This is a genomic window from Methylomonas rhizoryzae (genome assembly GCF_008632455.1).
Taxonomy (GTDB): Bacteria; Pseudomonadota; Gammaproteobacteria; order Methylococcales; family Methylomonadaceae; genus Methylomonas; species Methylomonas rhizoryzae.
Map to the genome: position 1 here is coordinate 1,953,907 of NZ_CP043929.1, position 26,428 is coordinate 1,980,334.

The 26,428-nt window shown below is 51.9% G+C and carries 23 protein-coding genes and 2 pseudogenes; 15 read left to right on the top strand and 10 right to left on the bottom strand.

Going from position 1 to position 26,428, the window contains the following annotated elements:
- The first annotated feature begins 1 nt into the window (after position 1).
- The 4 genes from F1E05_RS08925 (at position 2) to F1E05_RS08940 (ending at position 2,168) form a co-directional block, all read left to right on the top strand.
- Complete coding sequence (locus tag F1E05_RS08925; protein WP_150047964.1) at positions 2-178, top strand: CsbD family protein; 177 nt, start codon at positions 2-4, stop codon at positions 176-178.
- Between the two features lie 82 nt (positions 179-260).
- The gene (gene smbP / locus F1E05_RS08930) at positions 261-584 is read left to right on the top strand and encodes a small metal-binding protein SmbP (RefSeq protein WP_232056829.1); all 324 of its coding nucleotides are present in this window, start codon (positions 261-263) and stop codon (positions 582-584) included.
- A gap of 542 nt (positions 585-1,126) precedes the next feature.
- Complete coding sequence (locus tag F1E05_RS08935) at positions 1,127-1,492, top strand: DUF4870 family protein (RefSeq protein ID WP_150047965.1); 366 nt, start codon at positions 1,127-1,129, stop codon at positions 1,490-1,492.
- 100 nt (positions 1,493-1,592) lie between these two features.
- Complete coding sequence (locus F1E05_RS08940) at positions 1,593-2,168, top strand: hypothetical protein (protein WP_150047966.1); 576 nt, start codon at positions 1,593-1,595, stop codon at positions 2,166-2,168.
- Between the two features lie 43 nt (positions 2,169-2,211).
- On the opposite strand, the gene F1E05_RS08945 is transcribed toward F1E05_RS08940, so the two are convergent.
- The 4 genes from F1E05_RS08945 to F1E05_RS08960 are packed head-to-tail and all read right to left on the bottom strand — an operon-like array spanning position 2,212 to position 3,611.
- Positions 2,212-2,613, bottom strand: a complete 402-nt coding sequence (locus F1E05_RS08945) for a hypothetical protein (RefSeq protein WP_150047967.1) — start codon at positions 2,611-2,613, stop codon at positions 2,212-2,214.
- Between the two features lie 10 nt (positions 2,614-2,623).
- Positions 2,624-3,040, bottom strand: a complete 417-nt coding sequence (locus F1E05_RS08950; RefSeq protein WP_150047968.1) for a phage holin family protein — start codon at positions 3,038-3,040, stop codon at positions 2,624-2,626.
- A gap of 11 nt (positions 3,041-3,051) precedes the next feature.
- Positions 3,052-3,282, bottom strand: a complete 231-nt coding sequence (locus F1E05_RS08955) for a DUF883 family protein (protein WP_150047969.1) — start codon at positions 3,280-3,282, stop codon at positions 3,052-3,054.
- Between the two features lie 14 nt (positions 3,283-3,296).
- On the bottom strand, positions 3,297-3,611 hold the full coding sequence (locus F1E05_RS08960; RefSeq protein ID WP_150047970.1) for a BON domain-containing protein: 315 nt from the start codon (positions 3,609-3,611) through the stop codon (positions 3,297-3,299).
- 440 nt (positions 3,612-4,051) lie between these two features.
- Between F1E05_RS08960 and F1E05_RS08965 the strand changes: the two genes are divergently transcribed.
- From F1E05_RS08965 to F1E05_RS08975, 3 genes are all read left to right on the top strand, one after another.
- Positions 4,052-5,098: an OmpA family protein gene (locus tag F1E05_RS08965; protein ID WP_150047971.1), complete on the top strand. Its 1,047-nt coding sequence runs from the start codon at positions 4,052-4,054 to the stop codon at positions 5,096-5,098.
- Between the two features lie 530 nt (positions 5,099-5,628).
- Positions 5,629-8,247 (top strand): chemotaxis protein CheB, encoded by a 2,619-nt coding sequence (locus F1E05_RS08970; RefSeq protein ID WP_150047972.1) that lies wholly within the window; start codon positions 5,629-5,631, stop codon positions 8,245-8,247.
- Positions 8,231-10,492: a sensor domain-containing protein gene (locus tag F1E05_RS08975; protein ID WP_150047973.1), complete on the top strand. Its 2,262-nt coding sequence runs from the start codon at positions 8,231-8,233 to the stop codon at positions 10,490-10,492. The genes F1E05_RS08970 and F1E05_RS08975 overlap by 17 nt, the downstream gene beginning before the upstream one ends.
- Before the next feature lie 548 nt (positions 10,493-11,040).
- Here F1E05_RS08975 and F1E05_RS08980 read toward each other — a convergent pair.
- Entirely contained in the window at positions 11,041-11,751 is a 711-nt protein-coding gene (locus F1E05_RS08980; RefSeq protein ID WP_197737424.1) for a Crp/Fnr family transcriptional regulator, read from the bottom strand.
- Between the two features lie 410 nt (positions 11,752-12,161).
- Here F1E05_RS08980 and F1E05_RS08985 point away from each other — a divergent pair, with 410 nt between their 5' ends.
- Positions 12,162-12,506: a hypothetical protein gene (locus F1E05_RS08985; protein WP_150047974.1), complete on the top strand. Its 345-nt coding sequence runs from the start codon at positions 12,162-12,164 to the stop codon at positions 12,504-12,506.
- Positions 12,507-12,613: 107 nt separating this feature from the next.
- Here F1E05_RS08985 and F1E05_RS08990 read toward each other — a convergent pair whose 3' ends face one another.
- On the bottom strand, positions 12,614-13,336 hold the full coding sequence (locus F1E05_RS08990; protein WP_150047975.1) for a Crp/Fnr family transcriptional regulator: 723 nt from the start codon (positions 13,334-13,336) through the stop codon (positions 12,614-12,616).
- Between the two features lie 436 nt (positions 13,337-13,772).
- On the opposite strand from F1E05_RS08990, the gene shc reads away from it, so the two are divergent.
- Both shc and F1E05_RS20555 read left to right on the top strand, forming a co-directional pair.
- Positions 13,773-15,731 (top strand): squalene--hopene cyclase, encoded by a 1,959-nt coding sequence (gene shc / locus F1E05_RS08995; protein ID WP_150047976.1) that lies wholly within the window; start codon positions 13,773-13,775, stop codon positions 15,729-15,731.
- Between the two features lie 80 nt (positions 15,732-15,811).
- Positions 15,812-16,066: pseudogene (locus F1E05_RS20555) on the top strand (IS6 family transposase); the annotation flags it as partial.
- A gap of 409 nt (positions 16,067-16,475) precedes the next feature.
- Here F1E05_RS20555 and F1E05_RS09005 read toward each other — a convergent pair.
- The 4 genes and pseudogenes from F1E05_RS09005 to F1E05_RS09020 form a co-directional block, all read right to left on the bottom strand.
- A pseudogene (locus tag F1E05_RS09005) lies at positions 16,476-17,462 on the bottom strand (IS5 family transposase).
- Between the two features lie 655 nt (positions 17,463-18,117).
- On the bottom strand, positions 18,118-19,020 hold the full coding sequence (locus tag F1E05_RS20560) for a VPLPA-CTERM sorting domain-containing protein (protein WP_232056830.1): 903 nt from the start codon (positions 19,018-19,020) through the stop codon (positions 18,118-18,120).
- A gap of 74 nt (positions 19,021-19,094) precedes the next feature.
- Complete coding sequence (locus F1E05_RS09015; protein ID WP_150047978.1) at positions 19,095-19,835, bottom strand: hypothetical protein; 741 nt, start codon at positions 19,833-19,835, stop codon at positions 19,095-19,097.
- A gap of 106 nt (positions 19,836-19,941) precedes the next feature.
- Positions 19,942-22,221, bottom strand: coding sequence for a cytochrome-c peroxidase (locus F1E05_RS09020; RefSeq protein WP_150047979.1), 2,280 nt, complete (start codon positions 22,219-22,221; stop codon positions 19,942-19,944).
- An 897-nt stretch (positions 22,222-23,118) separates the two neighbouring features.
- Between F1E05_RS09020 and F1E05_RS09030 the strand changes: the two genes are divergently transcribed.
- From F1E05_RS09030 to F1E05_RS09050, 5 genes are all read left to right on the top strand, one after another.
- Positions 23,119-23,691 carry a DUF2452 domain-containing protein gene (locus tag F1E05_RS09030; RefSeq protein ID WP_190303290.1) on the top strand — a complete coding sequence of 191 codons (573 nt, stop codon included), beginning with the start codon at positions 23,119-23,121 and terminating at the stop codon, positions 23,689-23,691.
- Between the two features lie 175 nt (positions 23,692-23,866).
- On the top strand, positions 23,867-24,391 hold the full coding sequence (locus tag F1E05_RS09035; protein WP_150047981.1) for an REP-associated tyrosine transposase: 525 nt from the start codon (positions 23,867-23,869) through the stop codon (positions 24,389-24,391).
- A gap of 297 nt (positions 24,392-24,688) precedes the next feature.
- Positions 24,689-25,171: a helix-turn-helix domain-containing protein gene (locus F1E05_RS09040; RefSeq protein WP_150047952.1), complete on the top strand. Its 483-nt coding sequence runs from the start codon at positions 24,689-24,691 to the stop codon at positions 25,169-25,171.
- Positions 25,171-25,686: an IS630 family transposase gene (locus F1E05_RS09045; protein ID WP_232056862.1), complete on the top strand. Its 516-nt coding sequence runs from the start codon at positions 25,171-25,173 to the stop codon at positions 25,684-25,686. Before F1E05_RS09040 ends, F1E05_RS09045 begins: the two co-directional genes overlap by 1 nt.
- A gap of 65 nt (positions 25,687-25,751) precedes the next feature.
- The gene (locus tag F1E05_RS09050) at positions 25,752-26,369 is read left to right on the top strand and encodes a DUF4231 domain-containing protein (protein WP_150047982.1); all 618 of its coding nucleotides are present in this window, start codon (positions 25,752-25,754) and stop codon (positions 26,367-26,369) included.
- The last annotated feature ends 59 nt before the right edge of the window (positions 26,370-26,428 follow it).

Consider the following 26,428-nt stretch of genomic DNA (forward strand, 5'->3'; position numbering starts at 1 on the left):
TATGAAAAAAAATCAACTGAAAGGCAGATTGGAACTGGTTTTAGGCAACACCAATGATGTCGTCGGTAAAATTTGGGAGGATGAAAGTATGGAAATGGTAGAAAAGGTGCGAAAGAACGACGGCAAGGTAAGGGCGCGTTATGCCGACCTTAAAGACGATATAAAAAATGCGCGCTAATCCGGCCTTACTAGGTAGTCTGGCTGTTTAATCGCTCCAGGTTGCAAAGTTGGCTATCTAAAACATCCACGCAGGGGTAATTATGACAATTAAAATGGCTCAATTTACAGGTTTATTTGCCGGCATCGTGTTGACGCTGAGTTCATTAGGTACGTTTGCAGCTGAAAGCGAAAGGCACATGGCTCAAGCATTAAAACACGCAGAAGCAGCCGCCAAAGCTGCCGATGGAAATACCATTGCCGAGCATGCCGAGGCAGCAAAAACGCATGTCAAAAAGTCGATGGAACATCTAGATGCGGGTTCTGCCAGTCTGGATCAAGCGGTCGAGCATGGTAAGCAAGGCCATGCCGACTTAGCCAAAAAAGCGGCTGAAGAGGCAGTGGTGCACTTGAAATCTGCACAATAGAGACGCTTCGAGTAATAGTAAAAACTGCAGCGGGTTTTTCCCGCTGTATTTTTTGGAAATACCGCCGACAAATTGTCAAAATAAAGTTATGTGGCTGTCTGAACCTATTGTTTATGTGTGTTTACGTCAGATTCACGCATAACCGATACAGACAAATGGGCTGGCATGATAGTTATGATTCAACCGGATGACGATAGTTGAATTGACTATATTTTGTTTTAGGGAACCTCTGATTAATTCAGTTTTTCAAGATCAACAGAAGCGCAAGCCATTGATTTAATTGACCCTGAAATACGCGATACCGAATTAATCAGAGGTTCCTTAGCGCTTAATCTTGGAAACCCTTAAAAACTGATTATGTACGCCGGCGTACAGACTAAGCTCGACTTGGCGGCTATCGTTCTCCCAGAAGCATTTATCGAAGCTGCGGTTGTCTTAATCGCCGGAATTTACGATGGTTATTAAGTTATTCGTGGTTCTCTAATTTATATGGAGTGCTATTTTATGTTGATTAACCTAGAGTATCTAAGTGAAGGTAATTTATGAGCGACGTGTCTATTCAAAAATCAAATGACGAAAAAATGCAATTCCTAAAAAGAATGACGGCATCGGTCTATCTATGCCAGATATTAACCTTTATGCTGGCGGGCCTGCCGTTGCTGTTAGGAGTGGCCATAAATTTCTTGAAGAAAAACGACGTTCAGGGTACGTGGCTGGAGTCGCATTTCGAGTGGCAAATAAAAACCACTTGGGTGGCATTGGCTGGATTTGCGTTAGCCGGGCTTACCTTTACTTTGGGAGCCGGCATATTTGTTTTGATCATAACGGTAGTATGGATGCTATATAGGATTGCAATCGGTTGGTATGCGTTGACCGATGGCAAAGCAATCGACAACAGAGTAAGTTAAAAAGCCGTCAGTAAAGATATCCTCGGATATCGTTGTCTTTAATAGATAAAATCAAACAGGATATTTTCGAGGAAGCAAGCATTTGATGGGTATTTAACAAATGATTAAGTCAAAAATTACTGCCGAATTGATTCAGTTTACTGCAAGGCCCTGGTGGTACACTATCCAGGGCTTTGCAATGATTGCGGTTGGGATTATTATTGCGGTGTTATGCATCATTTCGCCCAATGTGTATATGATTAGCAACGATGCATCCTGGGGGCCCGCTATTGGTATAATCTTGGTGTTTATCGGCGCGTTAAGGTGTATCGATGGGATATCTTCCGAAAATGCTCAAGGATTTCTATTCAATATGCAAGGAGGCGTGTTGGATTTCATTACAGGCATGCTTGTCGCGTCCAGTAATACTAATTCTAGCAGTAGTTTAAATATGCTAATTGTAGGGTATTTGCTAACACAGGGTATTTATAGAAATATTCTTTTATCCGTCGCAGAAATTCCTAATCCATTATCTAATAAAGTAACGGGATTTGTTTCAATACTGCTTGGAATAATTATCTGGGCCGTTTCCCCCGAGTCGCTATGGTTTATTGCATTTTCGTTGAGCGTTGATATTGGTTTTCGAGGTTGGACATTGATTACTATGGCATCGTCGCTAAAGGAAAATTTTCGGTAACAATTTTTGATATATTTTTGGTTGGCTGTGCCCGCATTCGTTGCTAACCGTCGCTAGTTGGATGGGTTGAGGAAGGCGCGTGTTGATAGAACGACTTGATCATCCAGGCCAGCGGCAATGCCGTGCACAGGGTATGCACCGAGGCCGTTAGACTGAGCAGAGCCATCAACGGTGTCGAAGTGGCGGCAACTTCAGCTGCGCCGGTGGCGGCATCGCGATTTAGCGGCGCTTGGGATTTGGTCAATTCGCCGATGATAAATCCGGTTCCGCTCGCTAACAGCAAGCTGGTAGGTTTAGTCATTAGGCGATGGATGGTACTGCCCAACTTAGCGGAAGCCTTCGCAAGTTGCCGTTGCCGGCGTAACAATTGCTGCTCAGCATGGCGGATTTGCCCGTTCAACGATGCGGTTTTACTCAGGTTTAGGGGAGAGAAGGCTGTTTTCATGGCGATTTCCTCACCGATTTCGAACCGGCGGTGGCGTCTGAATACTGCGGAGGAGTGCGGGAAAAGCGAGGTAGCAACTGTTACGCCGGATCGCGGCGGCCAGAATCAATACCAATAGTAAATTGCCGGCAACGGCTAGCAGCAAGGCGCTGCTTGTCTCCATGCCGTTTTCGATCAATCTTAAGACGGCCGCGGCTGACAATCCCAGCCAGGCAGCGAATAACAGCGCGGCAGCCATAACGCCCGCGACCAGCATGTCCACCAATCTCAAACCCGCCCGTTGCGTTTCCAGAGCGGCGAGTCGCAGGCGGTCGTGGCTTAAACCTCTCAACTCTTGCCAGAAAGCCTGCATATCCTCGAGTCCGCCTAACTCGCTGGGCGGATCGTCTGCAGATCGATCATCGCCGACGGCGCGATCCGGATGCATAAGGTTCGGTGTTACCGACTGCTCAATAAACGGCTCAGAACAAAGCCGGCGGCTACTGCGATACCCAAAGAAGTCACGGGATTGTCGCGGATGTAAACCTGGCAATTTTTCATCAAACGCTGTTCGGCATTTTTCAGCTGTTGGCCTTTTTCTTCCAGCGCGTCCGCGGCTTGATTGGATGCGCTGGCGATTTTATCGACCGCCTCATGCGCAAAATTAGATGCTTTATCTACGGTTTCCATAATGGGTTCCTGGGTTATTTTAGTCGCATGTCGTTTTTGACCGACGCTACACCTTTGATGCTGCGAGCAATCTCCACAGCACGATTGATGTCTCCTCGCGAGCTGACGAAGCCGCTCAATTGCACGACACCTTTGAAGGTTTCGACATTGATCTGACCCGATCTCAAGTTGGGCTCATCGAATAACATTGCTTTCACTTTGGTAGTGATGACGCTGTCATCGACGTATTCGCCGGCTCCCTCTTGCTTAGATGTTGAAGCGCAGCCCGCAGCGGTGATTAATGCGAGGGTCACAATGAATGCGGTTAACGTTTTGCTGAATTGTTTCATGATTAGCTCTCCGATTGAGAAATCGCTGATTGAGTCTTACGACGGCCTCCACCGTGCAGAGGGGGCGATGAACAGCAAATGGTTGCTTCCCGCATCGTTGGGCTTGTCAAGCCCTGCGCGGAATCAACGGTTTGCTAGATTCTTTGTGGGGTACTCTAACTGCAACGCCGAAGTTCGTCGGTACGTTAGCGAACATACTCGTATAAGCACCGGGTGAGCGCGAAGTTTTTGGCTATGTGCGGTAACGCACCGACGCAGTTTTTATGTTGCCGTTAAGCTACATCCGAGATTTTGTAACAACATTTCTTGCTTTTTCCGCAGCCCGCATGCTGAGGGCGGGTCACTGTTGCCCCAATTAGACGAGCGTGTTTGTTGGGTCTGGCGATCCGAGGATCTGACGCGAGGATTTCGATTTTTACATTTAACCAAAGGTAAGCATTATGCTGAAACAGAAACAATGGGTCCTGGTATCGATAGTCGGCGCTGGTTGGTTGCCGTTCGTACAGGCCGCAGACCAATTGGATGATACTCGCTGGTACGTCGCGCCTTTCGCGTCGTTTGTGAATACCGGCGGCGATAGGCGTGCCGCCGACGGCTGGGGCGGCGGGGTTGGTGTCGGCAAAATGATCGACGAGCATTTCAACGTCGAATTGAAAGGCTTTTATCAAGGTTTCGGCGGCGATAACGGGCCCTGGGATTTAGCAGGCGGTACGGCAGATGTGCAATATTACCTTTTTCGCGACAAGTTCTCGCCTTATGCGGTGCTGGGTTTGGGCGGAATGAATACCTGCGCGTCCGCCAATTGCGGTGTCGGTTTCATCGGCGAAGCCGGCGCCGGGGCAAGTTATGAAGTCAACGAGCACCTGTTGATACGCAGCGACGTGCGTTATCGCTACAACAATAATCTCAACGCTCAGGTCCAAGCGGGTACCGACGAATTTCACGATATGACCGTCAATTTGGGCGTGGTGATTCCGTTTGGCGACAAACCTAAATACGTGGCTAAGTCCGAAACCCGCATGCCGCCGGCCCCGGTAAAGATGGATTGCAGCAAGCTCGATGCGGATGCCGACGGAGTCAACGATTGTTTGGATACCTGTCCCGGTACCGTCAAAGGTGCTTTGGTCGATTCAAAGGGGTGCGCGGTCAGGTTGATCCTTAAAGGCCAACACTTCGAATACGATTCTGCCGAGCTGAATTCGCATGCCAAAGAATTGCTGGATGGCGTCGCCAAGGATTTGATGGCCTTTCCTCAGAAAAATGAAATTGAAGTGCAGGGGCATGCGAGTAGCGAAGGCAGCGCATCGTACAACATGCAGCTTTCGCAACGCCGGGCGCACTCGGTGGTGGAATATCTGAAGATGAAAGGGGTTACCAACAAGTTGTCGGCAAAGGGGTACGGTGAAACCCAGCCTATCGCTGATAATGCTACCGAGGCGGGTAAATCCGAAAATCGCCGGGTTGAACTAATCTGGATTGAAGATTGACGAGTTTAGAGCCAACAGCAGTTCCGCTATAAACGTAAGCCTGCTTTTAATGCGGGCTTACGGCAAAACCATCAAAGTCTCATTTCTCGAATATCGGTGACGAATGTTGTTTGACCAAAATCAAGCACACAGACCAGCCGGCGTTGCAGCGCCACCCATCAAGACGCTACTCCTGTTAGGTCCCTTCGGCAATAATGAATCCGGTGCGCGCACCACTACCTTCCTCACGTTGAGGCATTTACCCAAAAGCAAGCGGCGAGCGCTTCGGCGCAATGCCAAGCGTTTCGCAGCCCGGTGAATGCGGTTGAATTCGTCTGTTTGGGTAATTATGCCCTTTTCGGATCTGTGATTTAATGTCTGTTAACGCACTGAATCGTCGGATCTAACTGTGTTAGCTTAAAGCTATTAAGGGCGTGAGAATAAAGAGTTTGCGAACCTTGTCGAACGTCTTGACCGGATTTGCGGAAAGAGATGACAACAACGTAGTGGCCTTCTTCTCTGCATGCATCCAATTTTAAGTGAGCTGAAAAATGGTTAAAACTCACGCTGCCACGGTAGGTTCCGGTGCCTTAGCGGTAATCAGCTCACATCAGCACCCCACCCCAGCCAAACTTATTACCGACAGCGATAACACACCGCCTGTGGTTGCCATAGGCGCATCTGCTGGCGGATTGGATGCGTTGGAACATTTTTTTGCCCATGTACCGGCTGCCAGCGGCGTAGCGTTTGTCGTTATTCAGCATCTAGATCCTAATCATCAAGGCATGCTACCGGAGTTGTTGCAGCGCGTCACGCCGCTAACCGTAGTTCAGGCTGGCGACCGCATGCGGGTTAAGCCGAACTGGATTTACGTGATTCCCCCCAATAAAGATTTATCAATATTACGCGGCAAATTGTACCTGCTTGGACCTCCGGCTCTGAGAGGCGTGCGATTACCGATCGACGGGTTTTTCCGCTCATTGGCCGAAGACCAGCACGAACGGGCGATCGGGGTGATTTTATCGGGTATGGGTGCGGACGGCACCTTGGGGCTCCGTGCCATTAAGGAGAACGCCGGTTTGGCGGCGGTGCAGTCGCCCGACTCCGCACAATTCGATTCTATGCCGCGCAGCGCCATCGACGCCGGCTTGGCGGATATCGTGGCACCGCCTCACGATTTGTGGCAAAAGATATTGGCTTATCTCCAGCATAGTCCGCGCGGTCTGCATGTGGTTCCCGATGTGGAAGTGGAAATAAAAAGCCAAACCGCGCTGGAACAGATTGTGATTCTGCTACGCGATCGCACCGGTAACGATTTTTCTCTTTACAAAAGAAACACTGTCTACCGGCGTATCGAACGGCGCATGGGCGTGCATCAAATCGATGCGATAGCGACCTATGTGCGTTATCTTCGGGAAAACCCTCAGGAATGTGATTTGCTGTTCAAGGAATTACTGATCGGCGTCACCAGTTTTTTTCGTGATCCTGTGGTGTGGGATGCGCTAAAGTCCGAAGCGATTCCGGCGCTGCTGGCTGAACATCCGGCTGGCAAGTCCCTCAGGGCTTGGGTGCCGGGTTGCTCGACCGGGGAAGAGGCTTATTCCTTGGCTATGATTTTCAAGGAAGTCTTAGCGCAAAATCGATATCAACAGCTGTTCAAACTGCAGATTTTCGCTACCGACCTGGATCAAGATGCGATAGCCAAGGCGCGGCAAGGATTCTATCCGGCCACTATCGCCGGCGAAATTTCCAAGGACAGGCTTAGCCGATTCTTCACGGTCGATGGCAGCGGTTATCGCATTAAAAAGGAAATCCGGGAGATGGTGATTTTCGCGCCGCATAATGTGATCATGGATCCGCCGTTTACCAAGCTGGACTTGCTTTGCTGCCGCAACCTGTTGATTTACCTAAGCCAGGAATTGCAGAAAAAATTGATTTTGCTGTTCCACTATACGCTGTGCGGCCACGGTATTTTGATGCTCGGTAATGCCGAAACCATAGGCAATGCGAGTCACTTGCTTAGCGCGATCGACAATAAGCTGAGGCTTTATCGGCGTATCGACACGCCTTTTCCGTTAAATATCGATTTTCCCACCAAATATTTTCCTGTCGCAACCATGGTCGAAGAAGCCGATACAAACCATCCTATCGCCAATCTGCAACTCCTGGCGGATCAGTTATTGCTGCAATACTTCGCGCCGGCGGCGGTGTTGGTCAATGCCGAGGGCGACATTCTGTATATATGCGGACGTACCGGTAAATATCTGGAGCCGGCTGCCGGCAAGGCCAATTGGAATATCCATGCCATGGCCCGCGAGGGTTTGCGAAACGAACTGATGGGGGCGCTAAACACCGCCAAAACTCAAAGCGATATTGTGCAGATACAAGGGCTAGCGGTTGCAACCGACAACGGCAGCCAAACCGTGAATTTGTCGGTAAAGGCCATCAACAAACCGGAAGCGTTAAAGGGTATGTTGATGGTGGTGTTTACCGATGTCGCGAAACCGCCAGTCGGCAAATCTGCCCGCAAGTCGCCGAACGCGTCGCAGGAACTTGTCCAGGCAGAGTTGCTGCAAGCCCGGGAGCAATTACAAACCTTACGCGAACAAATGCAAACTTCGCAGGAGGAACTCAGGTCCGCCAACGAAGAACTGCAATCGACCAATGAGGAATTGCAGTCCACTAACGAGGAGTTGACTACTTCTAAAGAAGAGATGCAGTCTTTGAACGAGGAACTGCAAACCGTGAATGCCGAATTGCAAGCCAAAGTCGACGACTTGTCTCGCGCCAGCAATGATATGAACAATTTGCTGAACAGCATGGAGATCGCGACGGTTTTTCTCGACAGCGCCCTCCATATCCGCCGCTTTACCAGCCATATCAGCCATTTGTTCAAATTGATCGCCGCCGACGTCGGGCGGCCGCTGTCCGATATCGTTACCGATCTGGAATATCCGCAATTGCAGCAGGATGCGCAGGAAGTCCTGCGTACGCTGGTGTTCGTCGAAAAGCAGGTCAAAGCCAGCGACCAGCGTTGGTTTAAGGTCCGGATCATGCCCTATCGCACTCAGGACAATTTGATCGACGGCGTGGTAATAACTTTTATCGATATCTCGGAAACCAAGAGGCTGGAAGCCGAATTGAGGAACCGCCATGAAAACTCGGAATGATTCAAAACGCGCCGCAAAACAGCTGCAACAGCGCGCCGAAATGCAGTTGGCGGAAGCCGCAACGCAACAGTCGATTGAACCGCAAGACCAGCTGCTGCATGAATTGAAAGTGCACCAGATCGAACTGGAACTGCAGAACGACGCCTTGCGGGAAGCCCGCGCGAGTGCAGAACAAGCCTTGGAACGCTATGCGGAACTGTACGAATTCGCTCCAGCTGCCTACTTTACTCTTGGTGACGACGGCCGCGTTCAGCAAACCAATATCAGCGGTGAACGTCTGTTGGGAGTAGAGCGTAAAAAGATAACCGGACGGCTGTTTTCCGAATTTATTGCTTGCCAGTATCGGCATGAGTTCAATCAATTCATACAACAGGTGTTCGTCAATGTTGGCGTACAGCATTGCGAGATCATGCTGGTATCCGGTGGTAGATCCGGCTGGGTAACCGTCGAGGCGGCTGCCGATACGCAGAATCGAACCTGTCTGGCGGCGATGGTGGATATCAGCGAGCGCAAACGCAACGAACAAGAATTGCAGTTGGCCGCGACGATATACATGGCGATCGAAGAGGCGATCATGATCGCCGATTCCGACAATCGAATTGTCGCGGTCAATCCTGCATTTACCGTACAGACAGGGTATTCGGCGGAAGAAGCCATCGGGCAGCCGACTTCTCTATTGAGATCAAGTCGTCATGATCAGGCTTTTTTTGAGGCCATGTGGCAAGTTTTATGTCACACCGGACATTGGCAAGGCGAGATTTGGAATCGCCATAAAAATGGCGAGGATTTTCTGGCCCGCTTATCCATTAGCACCGTGTATGGCGACGACGGGAAGATCGTCAGGCGGGTGGCCATGTCGTCCGATATTACCGAACAACGACGAGCGGAAGAAATCATTCACCGACAAGCCAACGTCGATCCGCTCACCGGCCTTCCGAATCGCCGGCTGTTTCTAGACCGCTTGCAGCAGGCTATCAATAAAACCCAACGCGGCCATCAAAAATTGGCGCTAATGTTTCTGGATTTGGATCATTTCAAGGATATCAATGATAGCTTGGGACACGATGTCGGCGATCGCTTGCTCAAGGAAACCACGCAGCGCTTGATCAAATGCATTCGGGAAACCGATACTCTGGCCAGACCGGGCGGCGACGAATTTACCTTGATCATGGGAGAATTGCAGGACCTGAACAGCATAGACAGAGTCGCCGAAGCCATTCTGCGGACTATGATGGCGCAGTTCCAGTTGAAGGATCAGCGCTGTTACATCTCGGTCAGCATAGGCATCGCGCTATATCCCGACGATGCCGATAATCTGGAAGAATTGCTGAAAAAAGCCGATCAGGCTATGTATACCGCCAAAAGACAAGGGCGCAGCCGTTTTTGCTACTTTACGCCTGCGATGCAGGCTGCCGCGGAAGCGCGTTTACGGCTGACCAATGATTTGCGCCACGCATTAGCCGATAAGCAATTCTGGGTGGCATATCAACCGATTGTGGATCTCGCCTCGGGCGCAATACATAAAGCCGAAGCTCTAATACGCTGGGATCATCCCACCCGCGGCTCGATCAATCCCAGCGAATTTATTCCCATCGCGGAAGACACCGGATTGATCTGTGAAATAGGTTCCTGGGTATTTCATCAAGTAGCCGAACAAGTGGCGATCTGGCGTGGCAAGCAATACGCCGAGTTCCAGATCAGTATCAATAAATCGCCTGCGCAATTTCATAACAATAGCGACAAACTAAGCGACTGGTTCGAGCATTTGCGGCGTTTGCGATTACCGGGCTGTTCTGTCGTGGTGGAAATTACCGAAGGGCTGTTATTGGAAGCCTCCACTACGGTCGCCGAGAAATTGCGGGCATTTAAAGACGCCGGCATACAGATTGCGTTGGACGATTTCGGTACCGGCTATTCGGCCCTATCCTATCTGCAAAAGTATCAAATCGATTTTTTAAAAATCGACCAAGGCTTTATTTCTAATCTGACTCCCAATTCCACCGACATGGCCCTGTGCGAAGCCATCATCATGATGGCGCATATCCTCGGTATGAAAGTCATTGCCGAAGGTGTGGAAACCGAAAAGCAGCGCGATATACTTATCCAGGCCGGCTGCGATTACGGTCAGGGGTATTTGTTCTCGAAACCGGTCACGGCAGTTGAGTTTGCGAAGTTTTTCAGCGCCGCGCCATGTGTTGGTCGGGATAAAGTTAGCGCGAATAAACGCCATGGCAGCGACGTCTAGTTTGGGATGACGGCTGTTATTGGCGCCAAATACTCGAGATTCAGCCTAATTTCGGTTGGTTAGCTTGGACTCTCGTTTACAAATAAGACAGGGGGGATGGGGTTAAGCTGCTGTGTTTCAGCGGCCGATAAGTGTTAAACGGTAGAGGTTGTATGTTCGACATCGCACAGATCACCGGCGGTCGCATTCTTAAAATGCCGTCGAATGCAGTGTCATAGATACTGCCTGTCGCGTATGCCGATTGAATCTGGAGCCGGTGTTCTCGCGTCAACTTGCGAACATTCGATCACACAACCGAGCCGCATCCTATGAAAACCATTAGTCATCACCAGCAAAGCATATTACTCGTCTTGAGCTGCGTCCTATTAGCCTTGGGGCTTATTGGTGCATGCGAAAGGGACGGTTCGGCGCAGAAGACCAGACAAGAAATCGATAAGGCCATGGACACTATCGGTCGCAAGTTCGAGAAAACCAACGAAAAAGTCTGGCAGAAACCGGATGATTGTCGAGGTCTCGGAAATCTAGGAGCGCTATCTAGCGCTGCTTTATCAGCTGCCCATGAATCTGTCGTAGTTCTGGCTCGCGGCTCGATAACAGCCGCAGGCGGCGTGCTCCAGGCCGCTGCGGTCCAAAATTGTAATGTTGCCACGCCGATAGCTGATCAAATTTTGTTCCTGCAGCGAATGCGCGGCCTTGGTAATGCCGACCCGGCGTACGCCCAGTATGTAAGCCAGAAAAATATGGGTGACATGAAAGGTGTCCGCTTGCGCGCGGTCATGCGTCATCAGCAGCCAGCGTGCCAATCGCGGCTCCAAAGGGTGGTAGCGGTTACAGGCCGCGGTTTGCGCTAGGTGCATAATCGAAACATATAGATAGCGTTTTAACCGCATTTGTAATGCCGGGCTCCGGCCCAATTCCTCCAAAAACAGCGGCGCCGGTATTCGTAAAGCGGAGCCGGCACCCTGCACCAACGCTTGATACGGTGCGATTTCGACTTCCAGCATCCGAGTAATGCCCAAAACGCCCTCGTTGCCGATTAAACCGGCTTCCAAGCCATTGTTTTGATGCACCGGCGTGACTGCGGCAATAAAACTGGTAGTGGGAAAGTAAAGGTGTCGTATGGGATCCCCCTGCAAATACAGAATTTTGGCAAATCCCAAGTTTACCGGTTCGCAGTGTGCCAGGACGTTGTCGCGATCCTTGGCGGGCAGTGCGTCCAGGAGTTGGTTTCCGGCATGAATAGTTAGGATGATTGGCACACTTGCCCTCTAGCGATGTCGTGAGGAGTCCGACTGGCGATACAACAAATGCAGGCTGCTCTGCCGGGGTAGCAGGAATAGGACAACTATTCTGTGCAGGCGGAGATTACCGCTACTGGATATTGTTGTCTGTATGTTGGCGCACATAGGAATAGGGCGCTCGACACTTAAATTTCCACCGCACAGATCTTATGTGCTTTAGCGTACAGACCGGGGAAGCCCAGGTTCGCTACAGTGCAATTGCCAATCGGAAAACTTGCGGATTCAATGCGAAGCCTATCCATGCGATAGGCGATTCGGGCGATCTGCGATGATTTCAGGGCATTGAGCAAATGCTTGAAGGCTGTTGATCTTAAGCGAGTGGAAAAGCTTGTTTTCGATCTTAGATTGTTAATTTATTAGGTATTTTTATGAAAACAAGAAATTTATTAGTTGCGCTGCTTTTGTCTTGCGCGTCGCTGAGCGTGCAGGCCGCAGGTAGCCCGTTGAACGAAAGCTTTACCAATCTGATCGCCTTATCCAGAAATGCGGTTGAGATAGGCAAAACCGGCGATACTGAGGGTTTTATCGATAGCGCGAAGGTTGCTTGGGAAGCGTTAAAGAAACAAAACGAGAATGGCAGCTCTATTCGCCTGCAACGGGCTAACGCCAAGCTGAAAGCGGGTATAAAAGCGGCTAAGGCCGGCAATTTACCGGAGGGCGTCGCCGAAGTTGAGCAAGGCATCGTGGAAATGCAGGTTGATAAAAAAGATTGACGAGTAGGATCAGCGGGTCCTGCGTTACCGGAAATCGGCGAATTATCGTTGGGCTAAATCGCCAGGGTGGGAGATTTAGCTTTGCGACAATGCTCCGAGCTTCTTTTTCAGCTACGGCGAGGGGGGGGGGGGAACAGTCGATCCGATTCGAGTTTGACGACTTGGTAGCATTCGCACACCCGCGCTTCCAGCCCCGGCCGATCGAGTATGGTGATGTGGCCGCGGCTGTAATCAATCAATCCCGCCTGTTGCAATTTGCGGGCAGCTTCGGTTACGCCTTCCCGACGCACGCCGAGCATATTGGCGATCAATTCCTGAGTCATGTTCAGTGCGTTGGACGGCAATCTGTCCAGGCTCAATAGCAGCCATCGGCACAATTGCTGGTCCACAGTGTGATGCCGATTACAGACCGCAGTCTGGGCCATTTGGGTAATCAGAGCCTGGGTATAACGCAGGAGTATTTGCAACATGGGGCCGAATTGGTTGAACTCTTTCATCAGCAGATGCGCCCTCAGCCGAAAGGCATGACCGGCGCTTTGCACCACGGCCCGGTTAGGCATGCTGCCGCCGCCCATGAATAAGGCCACGCCGACCATGCCATCCCTGCCGATAACGGCAATTTCCGCCGAGGCGCCGTTTTCCATCACGTACAAAAGCGAAATGATGCAAGTGGTAGGAAAATAGACGTGCTGCAACTTATCGCCGGGTTCGTAAATTACGTCGCCCAGCCGCAGTTCGATAGGTTCCAAATAAGGCTGCAGCCGCTGATATTCGGGGCTGGGTAGGGCGTTCAATAACTGGTTAAGATCAGGGGTGTTGAGATCGGTCATCAGCTACGTTCGAGTTCAATGGAAATTGTAAGGTTGGCCTGAACAATCCTCACCGAGAGTGACCTCAAGCCGACAAGGTTTACTGATTCCGTTCTCTTGGTAATGCGCAAGCTATATATATTGCCAGTAATTTTGTGGGCTTGCACGCTGGAATGCTTGTGAGCGAGTGAGCGAGAACTGGGGCGCTATGTGTGCCAGCGTACAGACGATGCATGAACGGGCGCTTACACTGATTCTCGGCGGTTCAAGCCATGCTGGGGCAATTTAGGCTGCGCCAACGTCGGTTTGGGGCGCCAAGACAGTCTGCCCATTGGGTTGAATACCTTTTCGCCGCGGCAACGTGCTATTCGTTGCGGCGGTTTTTTTTGAATGGCTAATGGCTTGCACATGCTGAAGCTATCTTTGTCGTACCGGTGAAAGCGGACAAACATCTATCATGTTAACGGAAAACTCTTCATTGCCGGGTTCGGATGCCGATTTCGGTAACGACTTTTTAAACGTCGACAGAGCAATAAACCTGGCTAAGGATAGTCTTCAACGTTTGCAAAACCCAATGGGATATTGGGTGTTCGAATTGGAAGCGGATTGCACCATTCCTGCCGAGTACATCTTGATGATGCATTACATGGATGAAATCAATACGGCGCTTCAGGAAAAGCTCGCCAAGTTCTTGCGCTGTCGGCAAAGCGCCGACGGCAGTTTTCCGCTCTATATCGGCGGGGACGGCGACTTGAGTTGTTCCGTCAAAGCGTATTACGCTTTAAAACTGGCCGGCGATTCGCCGGACGCGGAACACATGTGCAAGGCCAGAAGTTGGATACTCGTTCGCGGTGGGGCCGCCAACAGCAATGTGTTTACCCGAATCATGCTGGCGATGTTTCAGCAAGTTCCCTGGCGCGCCGTTCCGTTTATTCCGGTCGAAATCATGCTGTTGCCTCAATGGTTTCCATTTCATTTAGACAAGATTGCCTATTGGTCGCGTAGCGTGATAGTGCCGTTGTCGATTCTTTGCTCCAACCGGGTCAAGGCGCGCAATCCGCTAGGAATCGGTATTGCCGAGTTATTCCTCACCCCGCCGGCCCAGGAGCGGCATTATTTTTCTCACGTCAGTACCCGGCTGGGCAAGGCCATACTGATGCTGGATCGGCTAGGTCGATTGATGGAGCCCTTGATACCCGGTTTTGTCCGCCGCAAGGCAACCGCCCGGGCACAACAATGGTTCATGGCTCGGCTGAACGGCCACGATGGACTCGGGGCCATATTCACCGCAATGGTCAATGCCTACGAAGCCATGGATTATCTGGGAATTCCTGCCGACAATGAACAGCGGCAAATCGCCAGAGCGGCAATCGATAGATTATTGGTGATCGATGGCGACATGGCTTACTGTCAGCCCTGCGTGTCCCCGATTTGGGATACCGGGTTAGCGGTACTCGCGCTACAAGAAGCTCAACGCCAGGGTCACAATAAGCAGACCGCACAAGCTGTAGCCCAGGCGCTGGGCTGGTTGGCTGGCAAGCAACTCCGCGACGAACCCGGTGACTGGCAAGTTCAGCGGCCCAATTTGCGCGGCGGCGGTTGGGCTTTTCAATTTGGCAATAGTTATTATCCGGACGTCGACGATACTGCGTTGGTTGCTTACGCGATGATGCAGGCCGATAAAGCGGAATTTAACGAAAATATTCATCGCGCGGCCAACTGGATTGCCGGCATGCAATCGGAAAATGGCGGTTATGGCGCTTTCGATGCCGACAATACGCATTATGCGCTCAACCAAATCCCGTTTGCCGACCACGGCGCACTGCTGGACCCGCCCACTGCCGATGTCAGCGCCCGCTGCGCCATGTTGCTGGGAAAACTGAGCGCCCGGCATTTGGAATACCGCGAAGCGCTAGACCGTTGCATGCAGTATTTGCGTAATCAGCAGGAGGCCGACGGCTCCTGGTTCGGCCGTTGGGGCACCAACTATATTTACGGCACCTGGTCGGTGTTGCTGGCCTTCGAGGCGGTTGGCGTCGATAAACAGGATCCCGGCATTCGCAAGGCCGTTGCTTGGCTAAAAGCCAAGCAACGCGACGATGGCGGCTGGGGCGAGGGCAATGGCAGTTATCACGATACCGCCTCGCGCGGTGAATGCTCGAGCAGCTCGGCGTTTCATACATCGCTCGCCCTAATGGCGCTGCTGGCGGCTGGAGAAGTGGGGAGTAATGAAGTTGAGGAGGCTGCGTGTTATCTACTGAAAAATCAACGGGCGGATGGATTCTGGCAAGACGAATGCTTCAACGCGCCTGGGTTCCCGCGGTTTTTTTACCTCAAATATCACGGTTACGATAAATATTTTCCGCTGTGGGCGCTGGCGCGCTATCGCAATGCGCTTCGACGGCGCGATCACTAAATTCGGCTGCCGTATGGTGGTTCTGCCGCAAATACGCCGCTGAACTTGGATAATAGTCCAAATTTGAGCAGCCTCATCGCATGATCAGCTTCCGTGGCACCTATTATCCGAAAGACGCGATTCTTTACGCCGTGTATTTTTACGTTCGTTATGGCGCCGCGTACCGCGATCTGGAAGAGATCATGGCGGAGCGAGGCGTTGAGGTCGATCATGCGACGCTTAACCGTTGAGTGGTTCGCTATTCGCCTTTGATGGCCAAAGCCGCGATGAAAAACAAGCGGCTGACAGCGACTTGGTGGTGGATGGATGAAACCTATATTAAGGTCAAAGGCCAATAGGTTTGCCTTTAGGGACAGCTTTCGCAAATTGGCATTCCGGCTTATCGCCAGTTGTTGGCTTTAGCAAGAAAATTCTGCCCGACCCAAGGCCGACCGACTTTGACTCACCCAATTTTTTGCGACAGAACCCAAGATACCACCGTACGCAAATCAGGATAAACGACTTTTCGAAACGGTGGCCTTTGAGGCTAATAATTGAACTCAATTGGCGGGAATTTTGACGCTACGAATTTACTACACTCAACAATTCGCCGACTGACATAACAGAACCGCTTCGGGAACCTCTGAAAAACTGCCGTTTTGAAAATCAGCGTTGTAACTAACCGGTTAAAACTCAATAATCGACTGTATTTTTCATCAAAACAGCCGATTTTTCGCTGCCCAAGCCCCGTATCCGGGCCATTTTTCAAACTTCAGACGCAATCAGGCAGCGACGTTCATAAGCGTCACCCCGAAGCATATTGGCAATCGCGGTCAGAAAGGTCAGACGAGCAGTGTTTTTGGCTAAGCCACGATAGCGATTCTTGGCATAACCAAAGCGGATTTTAATGTCCGGAAATACGTGCTCGACCTTGCACGGCGGCCGGCCAGTTCTCAGGCGGCCTCACGCAGTATTTTGGCCTCCGCGCTCTCGTCTTGGGTCAACATGGCCAGTTTGCCCGGACGCATCGCAATGACACAAGCGGGTGGGTTTTCGATCGGCATCTCGGGGCGCTTGTCCAAGCCTTGATAGCCGGCGTCACCGTGCACGAATGGCTCTTCGCCGTGCAGCAAATGGGCGGCTTCAGCCACGTCGCTCACGTTCCCGGCGGGTACGCACCAAGCCGGTTTCGTGGTCAACGCCGATATGAAACTTGCTGCTAAAAAACCACTGATTACCTTTTTTACTCGATTGCATCTTGGGATCGCGCGCCTTGCTTTGGTTTTTGGTCGAGGTCGGCGCGGCAATCAGACTGGCATCGACGATGGTCCCAGCTTTTAAAAACAGGCCGCGTTCACTCAGCGTTTGGTTGATGGCCTGGAAGATTTGCTCGGTTAGCCCGTGGGCTTCCAGTAAGTGTCGAAACTGTAAAATCGTGCTTTCATCCGGCACCGCTTCCAGACGGATACGGCAAAAACGCCGCAGCGATTCAATTTCATACAGCGCGTCTTCCATGCCCGGATCAGAGTAGTTGTAGACAATCTGCGCCACGTGAACATGCAGCATCGCACTCAAGGGAAACGGTTTGCGACCACACCCTTGGCCGGATGCATAATGCGGTTCAATCACCGCCAGCATGACGGACCACGGCAATAAGTCTTCGAGTTGATCGAGAAACTTTTCACGCCGCGTGACTTTGCCTTTGTTGGCGTATTCGGCGTCGGCAAAACTGAGCTGTCGATATTGATCCATGCGCGCTATCTCGAAATCGGGGCTGTTGATGAATTATATCGCTCGAGGGGTATTAATCAGAGGTTCCCTAAAACTGTATTTAATAATTAAATTTTCCTTAAACAGTACTGCCAAGTCACCCATACGCAGGATTTCATCAACCCGCGAGAAAGATGTCCGGATGCCATATGTAACGGCTCTTAAATACAGGTAACCCGGTTGTCTGATGTGCCTTCGGCGTTCCGGAACCGCCTCGCGGCGGCTAATGACTGTTCTGGCGGAGCGTCTGGCGGCTTCCACGGATTGCCGGCGGTATCGGGTGCCGGGTGGGACGTATTTTTTACGGCAAACTTGCAGGAGTGGCAGCTGGGGACGCTGGTTCGGTATATCGATGTATTGCGGGCCACCCAACGGGAGGGCTGTTTCACAGAGATGCTTGGGTGGTGTTGTTTGACCATATACATTCCCGCGAGGTTAAGTTTTCCACCGAATCGCTGTCCTAAAAAGCGAAGCTGTCTGTAATCGGCCTCGCGGCGGCAATCGCTGCCGGGCAGGGAATTCCTCATCCGGGTTTAACCCGAGACCGGCGGCGTCCAAGCAGTTTTGAGGTTACCGCGACAACGCGGAAACCGTAACTACTGTAAAAAACGCCGCCAAGATCTTAATCGGGCAACTTTCAGCTCGTCGCCGCGGTTTTTCTGCGCATACCGATCAAGCCGGCCAGGGCGCTGCCGAACAACCAAACCGCCCCAGGCACCGGCACCGGGCTGGAGGTGATGTCCAACACGTAACCGTCGTGCTGTTGATTCCAATGGAGGCCGCCGCTGCCGCCCAAGGCGATGGTGTAGACGACGCCGGCTTCGGCTAGGAAGGTAAACGCGTTGACGCTGTCGACGCTATCGTCGTAGCCTACGACGGTATCCAAGCCGGTGTTGCCGAACGGGTTGGTAACGCCGACCGGAATTTTCAGCGGCGGCAGATAAGGGGTTCCGGCTTCGGCATTGTTCCATGGGCCGTGGTGGGAATAACCGGTTAAATTGGTCGCCATGCCTTCGAACACGGTAACGCCGAAATTGGCGATCGGGCCGTTAATCGCGGACAAATTAAGGTGTACGTATTGGGTGACTTCCGACTTGAATAAGCCGATGTCGGTATTGTGCTTCCAACCGGTACCGGACGCATCGCGCCAAGCACCGCCGGCGGTATCGATGTCGGCATATACGCCGTAGTCGTCGTAGGCATCTTGTTGCGATACTTCCAACGCGCCGCCCGCGCCATGCAGGGTTGCCGCCCAGTTCAAGATAGGCGCGCCGACGTAACCGAACGGCGCATCGCCGTTGCTGGTGCCTACCCAACCGGGGTTGGTATTGGCGGAGTTACCGCCCGATGTGCCGCCAAAGCCCCATACCCAACCGTCTGTGCCATTGTCGCCGGCATCCGTGGCCAAATAAGCGGTGTGGTGATTGTAGGTGTTGTACATCACGTGGGCGGAAGCGCTGGAAACGCAGGCGGCAGACAGCGCGGTTCCGGTCAGCAGCACTTTGATAACTTTGGTCAGACTGGCATGTTGTTTCGACATTGTTGATTTCTCCATTATGAAAATAGGCGCCCTGACCAACCCGGGCAAAGCGCCGCTTATTGCGACAAAAGGTGTTAAGCGATGCGTGGTTTAACTCTTTGCCACATCGGTAGGGCGATTGCCGTGGCAAACAAATACCAAGCGCCCGGCAACGGCACGGGCGCCGTCTCGATGTAGGCGGATGTGCCGACGTCGACGTAAACCGCCTCGCTGTCGCCGGGGTTTAAGCTGAAGTTGTAAACCACCGCGCCGATCAAGCCGTCGGCAGAAAAATAAGGGGTAGCGGCGTAGACCGAAAGCCCGTTCGCCCCGGAATCGAAGCCGCCAGTAGCGTTGAAATAGTCCAGTTGGATAGCGCTTTCGCTATAGTCCCCGCTGACCGACGTAGACAAGTCGTAACTCAAGGTCACTTGAATATCGAAGGAATGGGCTGAGCTGTTCAGGAAGGTCAAGTCGAACAACCCCAGGTAGTAAGCATCGGCGGAGCCGCTGCTCGTGGAGCCGGAAATCGCCATGGTTTTCGTGAAACTGCCCGGCCCTATACTGGCCGAATAATCGCCGCTGGCATCGATAGGGGTAAACGCCCCATTCACCGCCTCGGCGTCGTTGAGGTAGGAAAGGCTTTGATCCAGCGCATAACGGCCGCCGATCTGCAAGCCCTGCCAATCCTCCGCCACGCCGCTGGTATTGACGATGCTGTCTATCGTGAAGGTGACGGTAGCGTTGCTGCTGAAGGTATTGGCTTGCGCGTAAGGTGCCGCGCAAATCAATAATGCGGTGCCGGCCATCCACCGGCTGAACTCTTTTTTGCTCATAAACTCTCTCAAAAACTGCGGTACGGCGCATTCGGCACCGCACGACTAGGTCGGTAAAGCCGCTTACGCCCGCTGCCGAAAATGCGGCTGCGGGCGTAAGCGGGCTTTAGTCGGGTAAATGCTGCTCGAATGGCACTAACGGTTCGGTTAATCCGTTTGCACCGGTTGCCGGAATCGTCAACAGCTCGTCCTTGGCAAACGCGCTGCCCAAGGCATTGCCGGCGACCACCGCGACTTCGTCTCCCTGATGACCGTGCGGAATCGCGATTTCCGGATGGTCGAACGGTGCCCGCTTGTAGCGCACCCGCTCGTCGGTCAGGGTTTTCAAAAAGGCAACGATTTGCGCGCGGGACTGCGCGCTATTGCTTGCATTCAAGGCAATGGACGGCATGAAGTTATCCTGATCCGGATTTTGGTTGTTGCCCAAGCGGGAATAAAATTCCAACACTTGTTCCAAGGTCGCCATGCTGCCGTTGTGCATGAAAGGCCCGGTCAGCTCGACGTTACGCAGGGTCGGCACTTTAAACGCGGCTTTGCTGGAGACGGCCATTTTTGCCGTATCTTTGTTGGCATTAGCCGCGGTGATCGTCGGGATATACGCCGCTAAACTCGGATCGCTGATGCAATCCCGATTGCGGGCTTGCCCTTCGCGAGAGCCATCGACCTGCAAACCGTCCAGCGCGGTAAAAATGTCCGGCAGTTCAAAATTATCGTTGTAGCTGAACAAGGCTCTGAAATCGCAGACCTTTTGGTTATAAACCACCGAATCGACCACGGAGTCGTAATTGCCGAGTAGATATTGTTTGTATTGCGCCGCGTAAGACAAAGGATTGCCGAAACTATCGTTGCCGCCAACGCCAAGGTCGTTATTCGGGTCGGCCACGCCGGTATTGGCGAAACCGAAGTCGATCAGCTGGGTGCCGGTTCGTATGTCCTGCCGCCCCACCACGTTGCCGTGCGGGGTAATGCCGCCTTCCTGAGCCGGGTAGGGCGCTCCGGGGCTAATCGCCGGTCCCATCGCGGTCGGCCCGAACGGAATGCGGAAATGCTCGGGACCGAAGAAGGCGCCGTCGGTCGGCGTCACCAACGCCGAGTTGGCGGCAATCGCCGCATTGGTCAACAAAGGTCCCGAATGGCACAAATTACAGTGATTGCTTTCGAATTTTTGTAGCCCGGCCTTTAGGGTTGCAATTTCCGCCGCGCTGTAGCCCATGCCTTCCCAGGTCGGCTCCATAGTGACCGGGTCGCGCGGGCTCAGGTCGATGGGCGCCTGATCGGACACCAAGGTCGCCTCGTAAAGCTGCAGCGCCAAGCCGAAGAACATCGAAAAGTTGGCTTCCATTTGGTTATAGGCACTGCCGCCGGCGGCCGGCGCGCCGAATTCGCCTACCCGGCTATACGACCAATATTTGGGATTGAAAGCCGCCATCACCAGGGCTTTATAAGTGGTGTTCAGGCCTTTCTGGGTACCCGCCACCAACTGCAAAGGCGCGAACACACTATCTTCGCCGTGTACTTGCTGGGTTTGCAAAGGCTGACGCGACAGTAGTTTACGTCCGACGTCGGCCAAATTACGCCCGACGCAAGCCATTTCGGTATCGCTTTGCACCGTGGCCACGGCCTGCGAAGCCAGCGAGGAATTGATCAAATGCAAAGGCTGCTTGACGACGCTACGGGCATTTTTTTTGATCCACACCCCGGCCTCCGCATCGCGCTCGCCCCAGTTGCTGCTACCGTTGAACACGTTGTTCGCCCGTCCGTCCCAGAAGTTACGATGGTTGAATACCGCGTTGATCATGGTCGGGGCGTTGCGAGGCTCCACCCGGCGGGTTCCGGTATGATTGACGCTAAACAAGGGATCGGCGCTACGGCTACAGGTATCGTTACTGCCGCTAAAGCGCGACGCGGTTTTGAACTGACCGCTAAACGTGCCGGACGATGCGCCGACGTCGTCGGTTTGGAATTTGACCCCGCTAGCTTGGTGAATAGGGTCGTTGAATTGATAAAACGGAAAATCGCTTGGCGTCAAGGTATAGTTGGGGCCGCCGTCCGCGCCGGACGCCGTCGTTTCGAAGCTGTGGGCGGTCGCAAGAGTACCCTTGTCGCCCGGATTCAATTGGTTTTTAACCCGCCGATCCGCACCCGCGTTGAAATGGCAAGAGCCGCACGCCATGCCGTCGCTACCGACGTTCATCTCCCAGAACAAGGCTTTACCCAGCGCTACCGCGATATTTTTGTTGGTAACGATGGGATCGGAACCGTCCGTCAATCCCGGCACCGGCGGCACCGGCACGTCGATCAACGGCATGGGTTTCGGCCCGTGGGCGAACGAAACTTGCGACACCAGCAAGGCTCCGCTCAGCACCAGTTTGTTTGTAAAGTGCATTTGACACCTCGTGTTAAACAGGAAAACGCGTGTGCGACGTTTAGTTAAATATTCGATAACGGCAACCCAAAGTTGCCGGATTGATGTACTCGAGCTTGCGACCGGCCGGCTAGGCTATTCCGATACGATATATACGGGATTAATCGGTCGAGCAGCCTTACTAAAGCAACTACCTTGCCATCGGCTAAATTGGATATTATTTTATTTAAATCAATTGCTTAAATTGAATCTAGCCATTTTGAATCGAAATAAAGCAATAACTATGTTATTTGCCGCAAATTCCGGCATATCGCTATGGACATTGCCCTGATTGCGTTGATAAGGCGGCTGGACAACGTTTCGGGATTGCCGACGCTGGCCGCTGAATCGGGCGGAAGCGTTATGCGTTCATCAGGGAGGGCTTGGCGTAGTTCGGCGATTTTCAGAACGCGGAGCCGGCGCGCGGTTGGCGCTTGTTTCATTCGCTACTGTCGCTTGCCATGAACAGCAAGATGCTCAACCCGCGCGAAGTGGTTGAACCAGCCGAAGCGGCTTATCGCTAGAGCGGAGCGCCGCTGGTAGAGGTAGAAGGTTTTATCAGGCAAATCATCGGCTGGCGCGAATACGTGCGTGGCGTGTATTGGGGGGCCAAGATACCGGACTACGCGCTGGCTTTTTGCCCCCGGCAAGCTGAGCCGCCATCCGCGCCTGAGCATGGTTTACCGCAACCGGTTTGCGCCGCACGGCGATTCATCGCTATAGCCATGATACTTAGGGAGCCAATAAAAGTAGAAAAATCTCCTTCCCCCTCCGAGAGAAGCTAAAAATTCCCTTCGCGCGGGTATAGACGTCCAAATTCACTACGTTGACCAAACCTGCCGGAAACTGTTTTTGCAAACTTACCGAATACTTGGAAAGATGAATTCAACGATTAAACCGGCAAATCCGCAGGGCAAGGGCTTGGTCGCGCTATTGGACAGCTTGCAACAAGCCAAGCAGCAACTGGTCGTACCCGCCAAGAACCTTCAACAAATCAGCAGCGACTTGTTCACCTCGCTGTTCGTGTTAAACAGCCGGATTCGCTTCAAACCGACCGCCGGGCAAACCTATTGGCTGTACTTCAAGGATACCCAGTACCGGCTGTCGCTGATCGCGCCGGAGCAATGGTCGCCGGCCCGATCCGGCCGCTATATCGGCGCTTGCCAATTACAATCCGATTTAACCTGGACTTTGGCGTTATCCGACGATTGCGCCGCTGATCCCGCATTTCTCGAAGAAATCGCCGGCCGCCGCCGCCAACTCGAACAAAAACTGCAACAAGCCGAAACCATCGACGCCGCCTTGCCGGTGTACCTGGAAACCCTGCCGTACTACTCCCGCGTCCTTGCCTCGGCGCTGGCTTATTCGCTGAAACAATCGATGCAAAAATCGGGAATTTCCGGCTTGAGTTATCGGCAGGCGGAAAGGCTGTTAGCTGGGCCGGCGGAATAATCCATCCGCTAGACACGTTGAGGCCGTTGCGTTTAATCTAGTGCTGGAAGGCCTGAGTCGACCCATACGAGACAACAGACAAAGTTTATCCAATGCCCTGGGGTGAGCCAATTGCCGACAGTAGGATGGGTAGAGAGAAGCGAAACCCATCAAACGAAACGCCGATAGATGAGATATGACAGAATATCGTCGACATCGCCTCAAAGGCGGTTGTTATTTTTTCACAGTCAATTTGGCGCAGCGAAATCGGACTTTGCTAACCGATAAGATTGAACTGCTTCGCGAGTCTTTTCGTAACGTAAAAGATCAACACCCGTTTAATATCGACGCGATTGTTGTTTTACCGGAGCATCTCCATACTATTTGGACTTTGCCGGAAGGTGATGATGATTTTAGTTGTCGCTGGCGGTTCATTAAGACCCACTTTAGTAAACAGGTCGAAAAAGGCGAGCGAATTTCCAAAAGCCGCGAAAGCAAACAGGAGCGCAGTATCTGGCAACGACGGTTTTGGGAGCATCGAATTAGAAACGAGGACGACTTCGTCAAGCATGTCGACTATATTCATTACAATCCAGTAAAACACGGTTATGTCCGTTGTGTTGCTGATTGGCGATATTCTTCATTTCATGATTTCGTCAATCGCGGGATTCTCCCGGCAAATTGGGCGGGCGGCATATATCCTGAATTGGATTTGGCGTAATCGATGGTGTTTTTGATGGGTTTCGGCTAGCGCCTCTACCCATCCTACGAGCTCTAGGCACGTTGAGGGCGTTGCGTTTAATCTAGTGCCGGAAGGTTTGAATCGACCCTTTGCGGACTATCGCTTATTCTGATTCAATGGCGGCAAGAAGATCGTTACCAGCCATAACTACTGTCACAGATTATATACAGAAAGGAAAATCTCATGCTAATCAAATAACTATCGTGTATAAGCGCTTAACAATAAATCGCCATGCAGTAGAATAGCAGGGTTTTGAACAGAGCGATAACTAAAGGAATGCGCGTAAAACCGATTGAATTGAGCGAAACCGAACGAGAGCAACTCCAAATAATCGTCAAGAAAGGGAGTGATTGGCGAGAGCGCGAACGGGCGCAAACCATCCTGATGTTATCCGATGGTCAAACAGTGATTGCGGTTGCCGCGCATCAGGGTGTAAAGCCGGAAGCGATTCGTGAGCGGCGGCGGAAGTGGTGGAGAAACGGGCTAGCGAGCTTACCGGATCAGCCGCGCAGTGGTGCGCCGAGTAAACTGACGGACGCGAATCGCAATCAGCTCAAAGGCTGGATTGAGGCAGAACCATTGACCTGTCGGGCTCTGGTCAGTCGACTGACGGCGGAATGCGGCGTGACGATCAGTGCCGGTACGTTGCGAAACGAGTTGAAACGCATGGGCTATGTCTGGAAGCGCACGCGCTATAGTTTAAAAAAAAGCGAGATCCCGAACGCTTCGAACAAGCGAGACACGATATCGCAGAACTGATTAAGCAAGCGGAAGCCGGTGATATCGAATTGGCGTATGTGGATGAAGCCGGATTTGCGCCGCAACCACCGAATCGTTCGGCTTGGACGAAGCGCGGCGAAGTCCATGCCATTACCGCTAAGCGCGCGCAGCGCATAAATGTGATCGGCGCGCTGCTGTCATCGGGGCGGCTACTGTTGACCCAACTTTGGCAGAGCGTAAATGGTCTGTGGTTCTTTGGCTTTCTGATGGCGTTGATCGAACGCGTCAGCAAGCCGATGGTGGTGATTTTGGACAATGCCTCCATTCATACCGCCAAAAAGCTGAAACCTTATTGGGATTTATTGGAAGAGAAAGGCATGCGATTTTATTTTCTGCCTCCCTACAGTCCTGAATTGAACCGAATCGAATTGCTGTGGCATAAGATGAAATATGAATGGCTGCCTTTCAAAGCATATACGCCGGATGAACTGGAACAGGCCATTGAGGAAATTGGCCGTGGATTTGGCTCTAAATACACGCTAACTTTTTGCTAGGCGCTTAAGAGTATTAATTGGTAGATATACGGAAACTATCTAATTCCTTGTTAAGCGCGTATCAGATGGACAATTGGATCTTAGCTACTGTTATTTATCTGTCTGTGCTGGTTATTAGCTTTTACCCGGCATTGATGGCTATTCGTAAGAAAGTCGAGCTTGCCCCTCCAGGGGACGCTTTTCAAGAAAGCCCTCATTTTTCAGATGAGTCTAAACATGCGCTAATACAGCACTATTCTAGAATCAGAGGCACTTTAGGCTACTGGAAAAATAAGGCAGCAATGTATAAGTCCCTTCATTACTATATGTTGATTTGGACAATCCCTTCTGCAGTTTTGATTCCTACGCTTACCCCATTTGTGGCTGATGGCAATAACTCAAAGGTAACCGTTACTGTTATATCTGCTGTAACAGCAATACTCTTGGCATTTCATCGGGGGCTTAAAGTTGAAGATAATTTAAAGGCATATCGTCACGGTGAGTCAGAATTTTACGACCTATACAGGCGAATGCTTGATCGGCCAGAGTTATTTGGAGGTTCCGAGAAAGAACAAATCATAAATTATTTTGACGAAGTAGAACGTATTCGAAGGTTTGTCAGAAATGCCGAAACGGACAATCTTGCAACGCCTGACGAAGCAAGAAAGCAAATAGAGCAAATGAGAAAATCTAATGGCACTTAACAGGCTGTTGATTTTATCTCCCCTGTAACCCGCATTGGCTGGTTGAGTCAGATGTGTTG

Coding starts and splice junctions, on each gene's coding strand:
- F1E05_RS08925 (WP_150047964.1), top strand. CDS start 2: ATGAAAAAAAATCAACTGAAAGGCAGATTGGAACTGGTTTTAGGCAAC.
- smbP (WP_232056829.1), top strand. CDS start 261: ATGACAATTAAAATGGCTCAATTTACAGGTTTATTTGCCGGCATCGTG.
- F1E05_RS08935 (WP_150047965.1), top strand. CDS start 1,127: ATGAGCGACGTGTCTATTCAAAAATCAAATGACGAAAAAATGCAATTC.
- F1E05_RS08940 (WP_150047966.1), top strand. CDS start 1,593: ATGATTAAGTCAAAAATTACTGCCGAATTGATTCAGTTTACTGCAAGG.
- F1E05_RS08945 (WP_150047967.1), bottom strand. CDS start 2,613: ATGAAAACAGCCTTCTCTCCCCTAAACCTGAGTAAAACCGCATCGTTG.
- F1E05_RS08950 (WP_150047968.1), bottom strand. CDS start 3,040: ATGCATCCGGATCGCGCCGTCGGCGATGATCGATCTGCAGACGATCCG.
- F1E05_RS08955 (WP_150047969.1), bottom strand. CDS start 3,282: ATGGAAACCGTAGATAAAGCATCTAATTTTGCGCATGAGGCGGTCGAT.
- F1E05_RS08960 (WP_150047970.1), bottom strand. CDS start 3,611: ATGAAACAATTCAGCAAAACGTTAACCGCATTCATTGTGACCCTCGCA.
- F1E05_RS08965 (WP_150047971.1), top strand. CDS start 4,052: ATGCTGAAACAGAAACAATGGGTCCTGGTATCGATAGTCGGCGCTGGT.
- F1E05_RS08970 (WP_150047972.1), top strand. CDS start 5,629: ATGGTTAAAACTCACGCTGCCACGGTAGGTTCCGGTGCCTTAGCGGTA.
- F1E05_RS08975 (WP_150047973.1), top strand. CDS start 8,231: ATGAAAACTCGGAATGATTCAAAACGCGCCGCAAAACAGCTGCAACAG.
- F1E05_RS08985 (WP_150047974.1), top strand. CDS start 12,162: ATGAAAACAAGAAATTTATTAGTTGCGCTGCTTTTGTCTTGCGCGTCG.
- F1E05_RS08990 (WP_150047975.1), bottom strand. CDS start 13,336: ATGACCGATCTCAACACCCCTGATCTTAACCAGTTATTGAACGCCCTA.
- shc (WP_150047976.1), top strand. CDS start 13,773: ATGTTAACGGAAAACTCTTCATTGCCGGGTTCGGATGCCGATTTCGGT.
- F1E05_RS20560 (WP_232056830.1), bottom strand. CDS start 19,020: ATGTCGAAACAACATGCCAGTCTGACCAAAGTTATCAAAGTGCTGCTG.
- F1E05_RS09015 (WP_150047978.1), bottom strand. CDS start 19,835: ATGAGCAAAAAAGAGTTCAGCCGGTGGATGGCCGGCACCGCATTATTG.
- F1E05_RS09020 (WP_150047979.1), bottom strand. CDS start 22,221: ATGCACTTTACAAACAAACTGGTGCTGAGCGGAGCCTTGCTGGTGTCG.
- F1E05_RS09030 (WP_190303290.1), top strand. CDS start 23,119: ATGAATTCAACGATTAAACCGGCAAATCCGCAGGGCAAGGGCTTGGTC.
- F1E05_RS09035 (WP_150047981.1), top strand. CDS start 23,867: ATGACAGAATATCGTCGACATCGCCTCAAAGGCGGTTGTTATTTTTTC.
- F1E05_RS09040 (WP_150047952.1), top strand. CDS start 24,689: ATGCGCGTAAAACCGATTGAATTGAGCGAAACCGAACGAGAGCAACTC.
- F1E05_RS09050 (WP_150047982.1), top strand. CDS start 25,752: ATGGACAATTGGATCTTAGCTACTGTTATTTATCTGTCTGTGCTGGTT.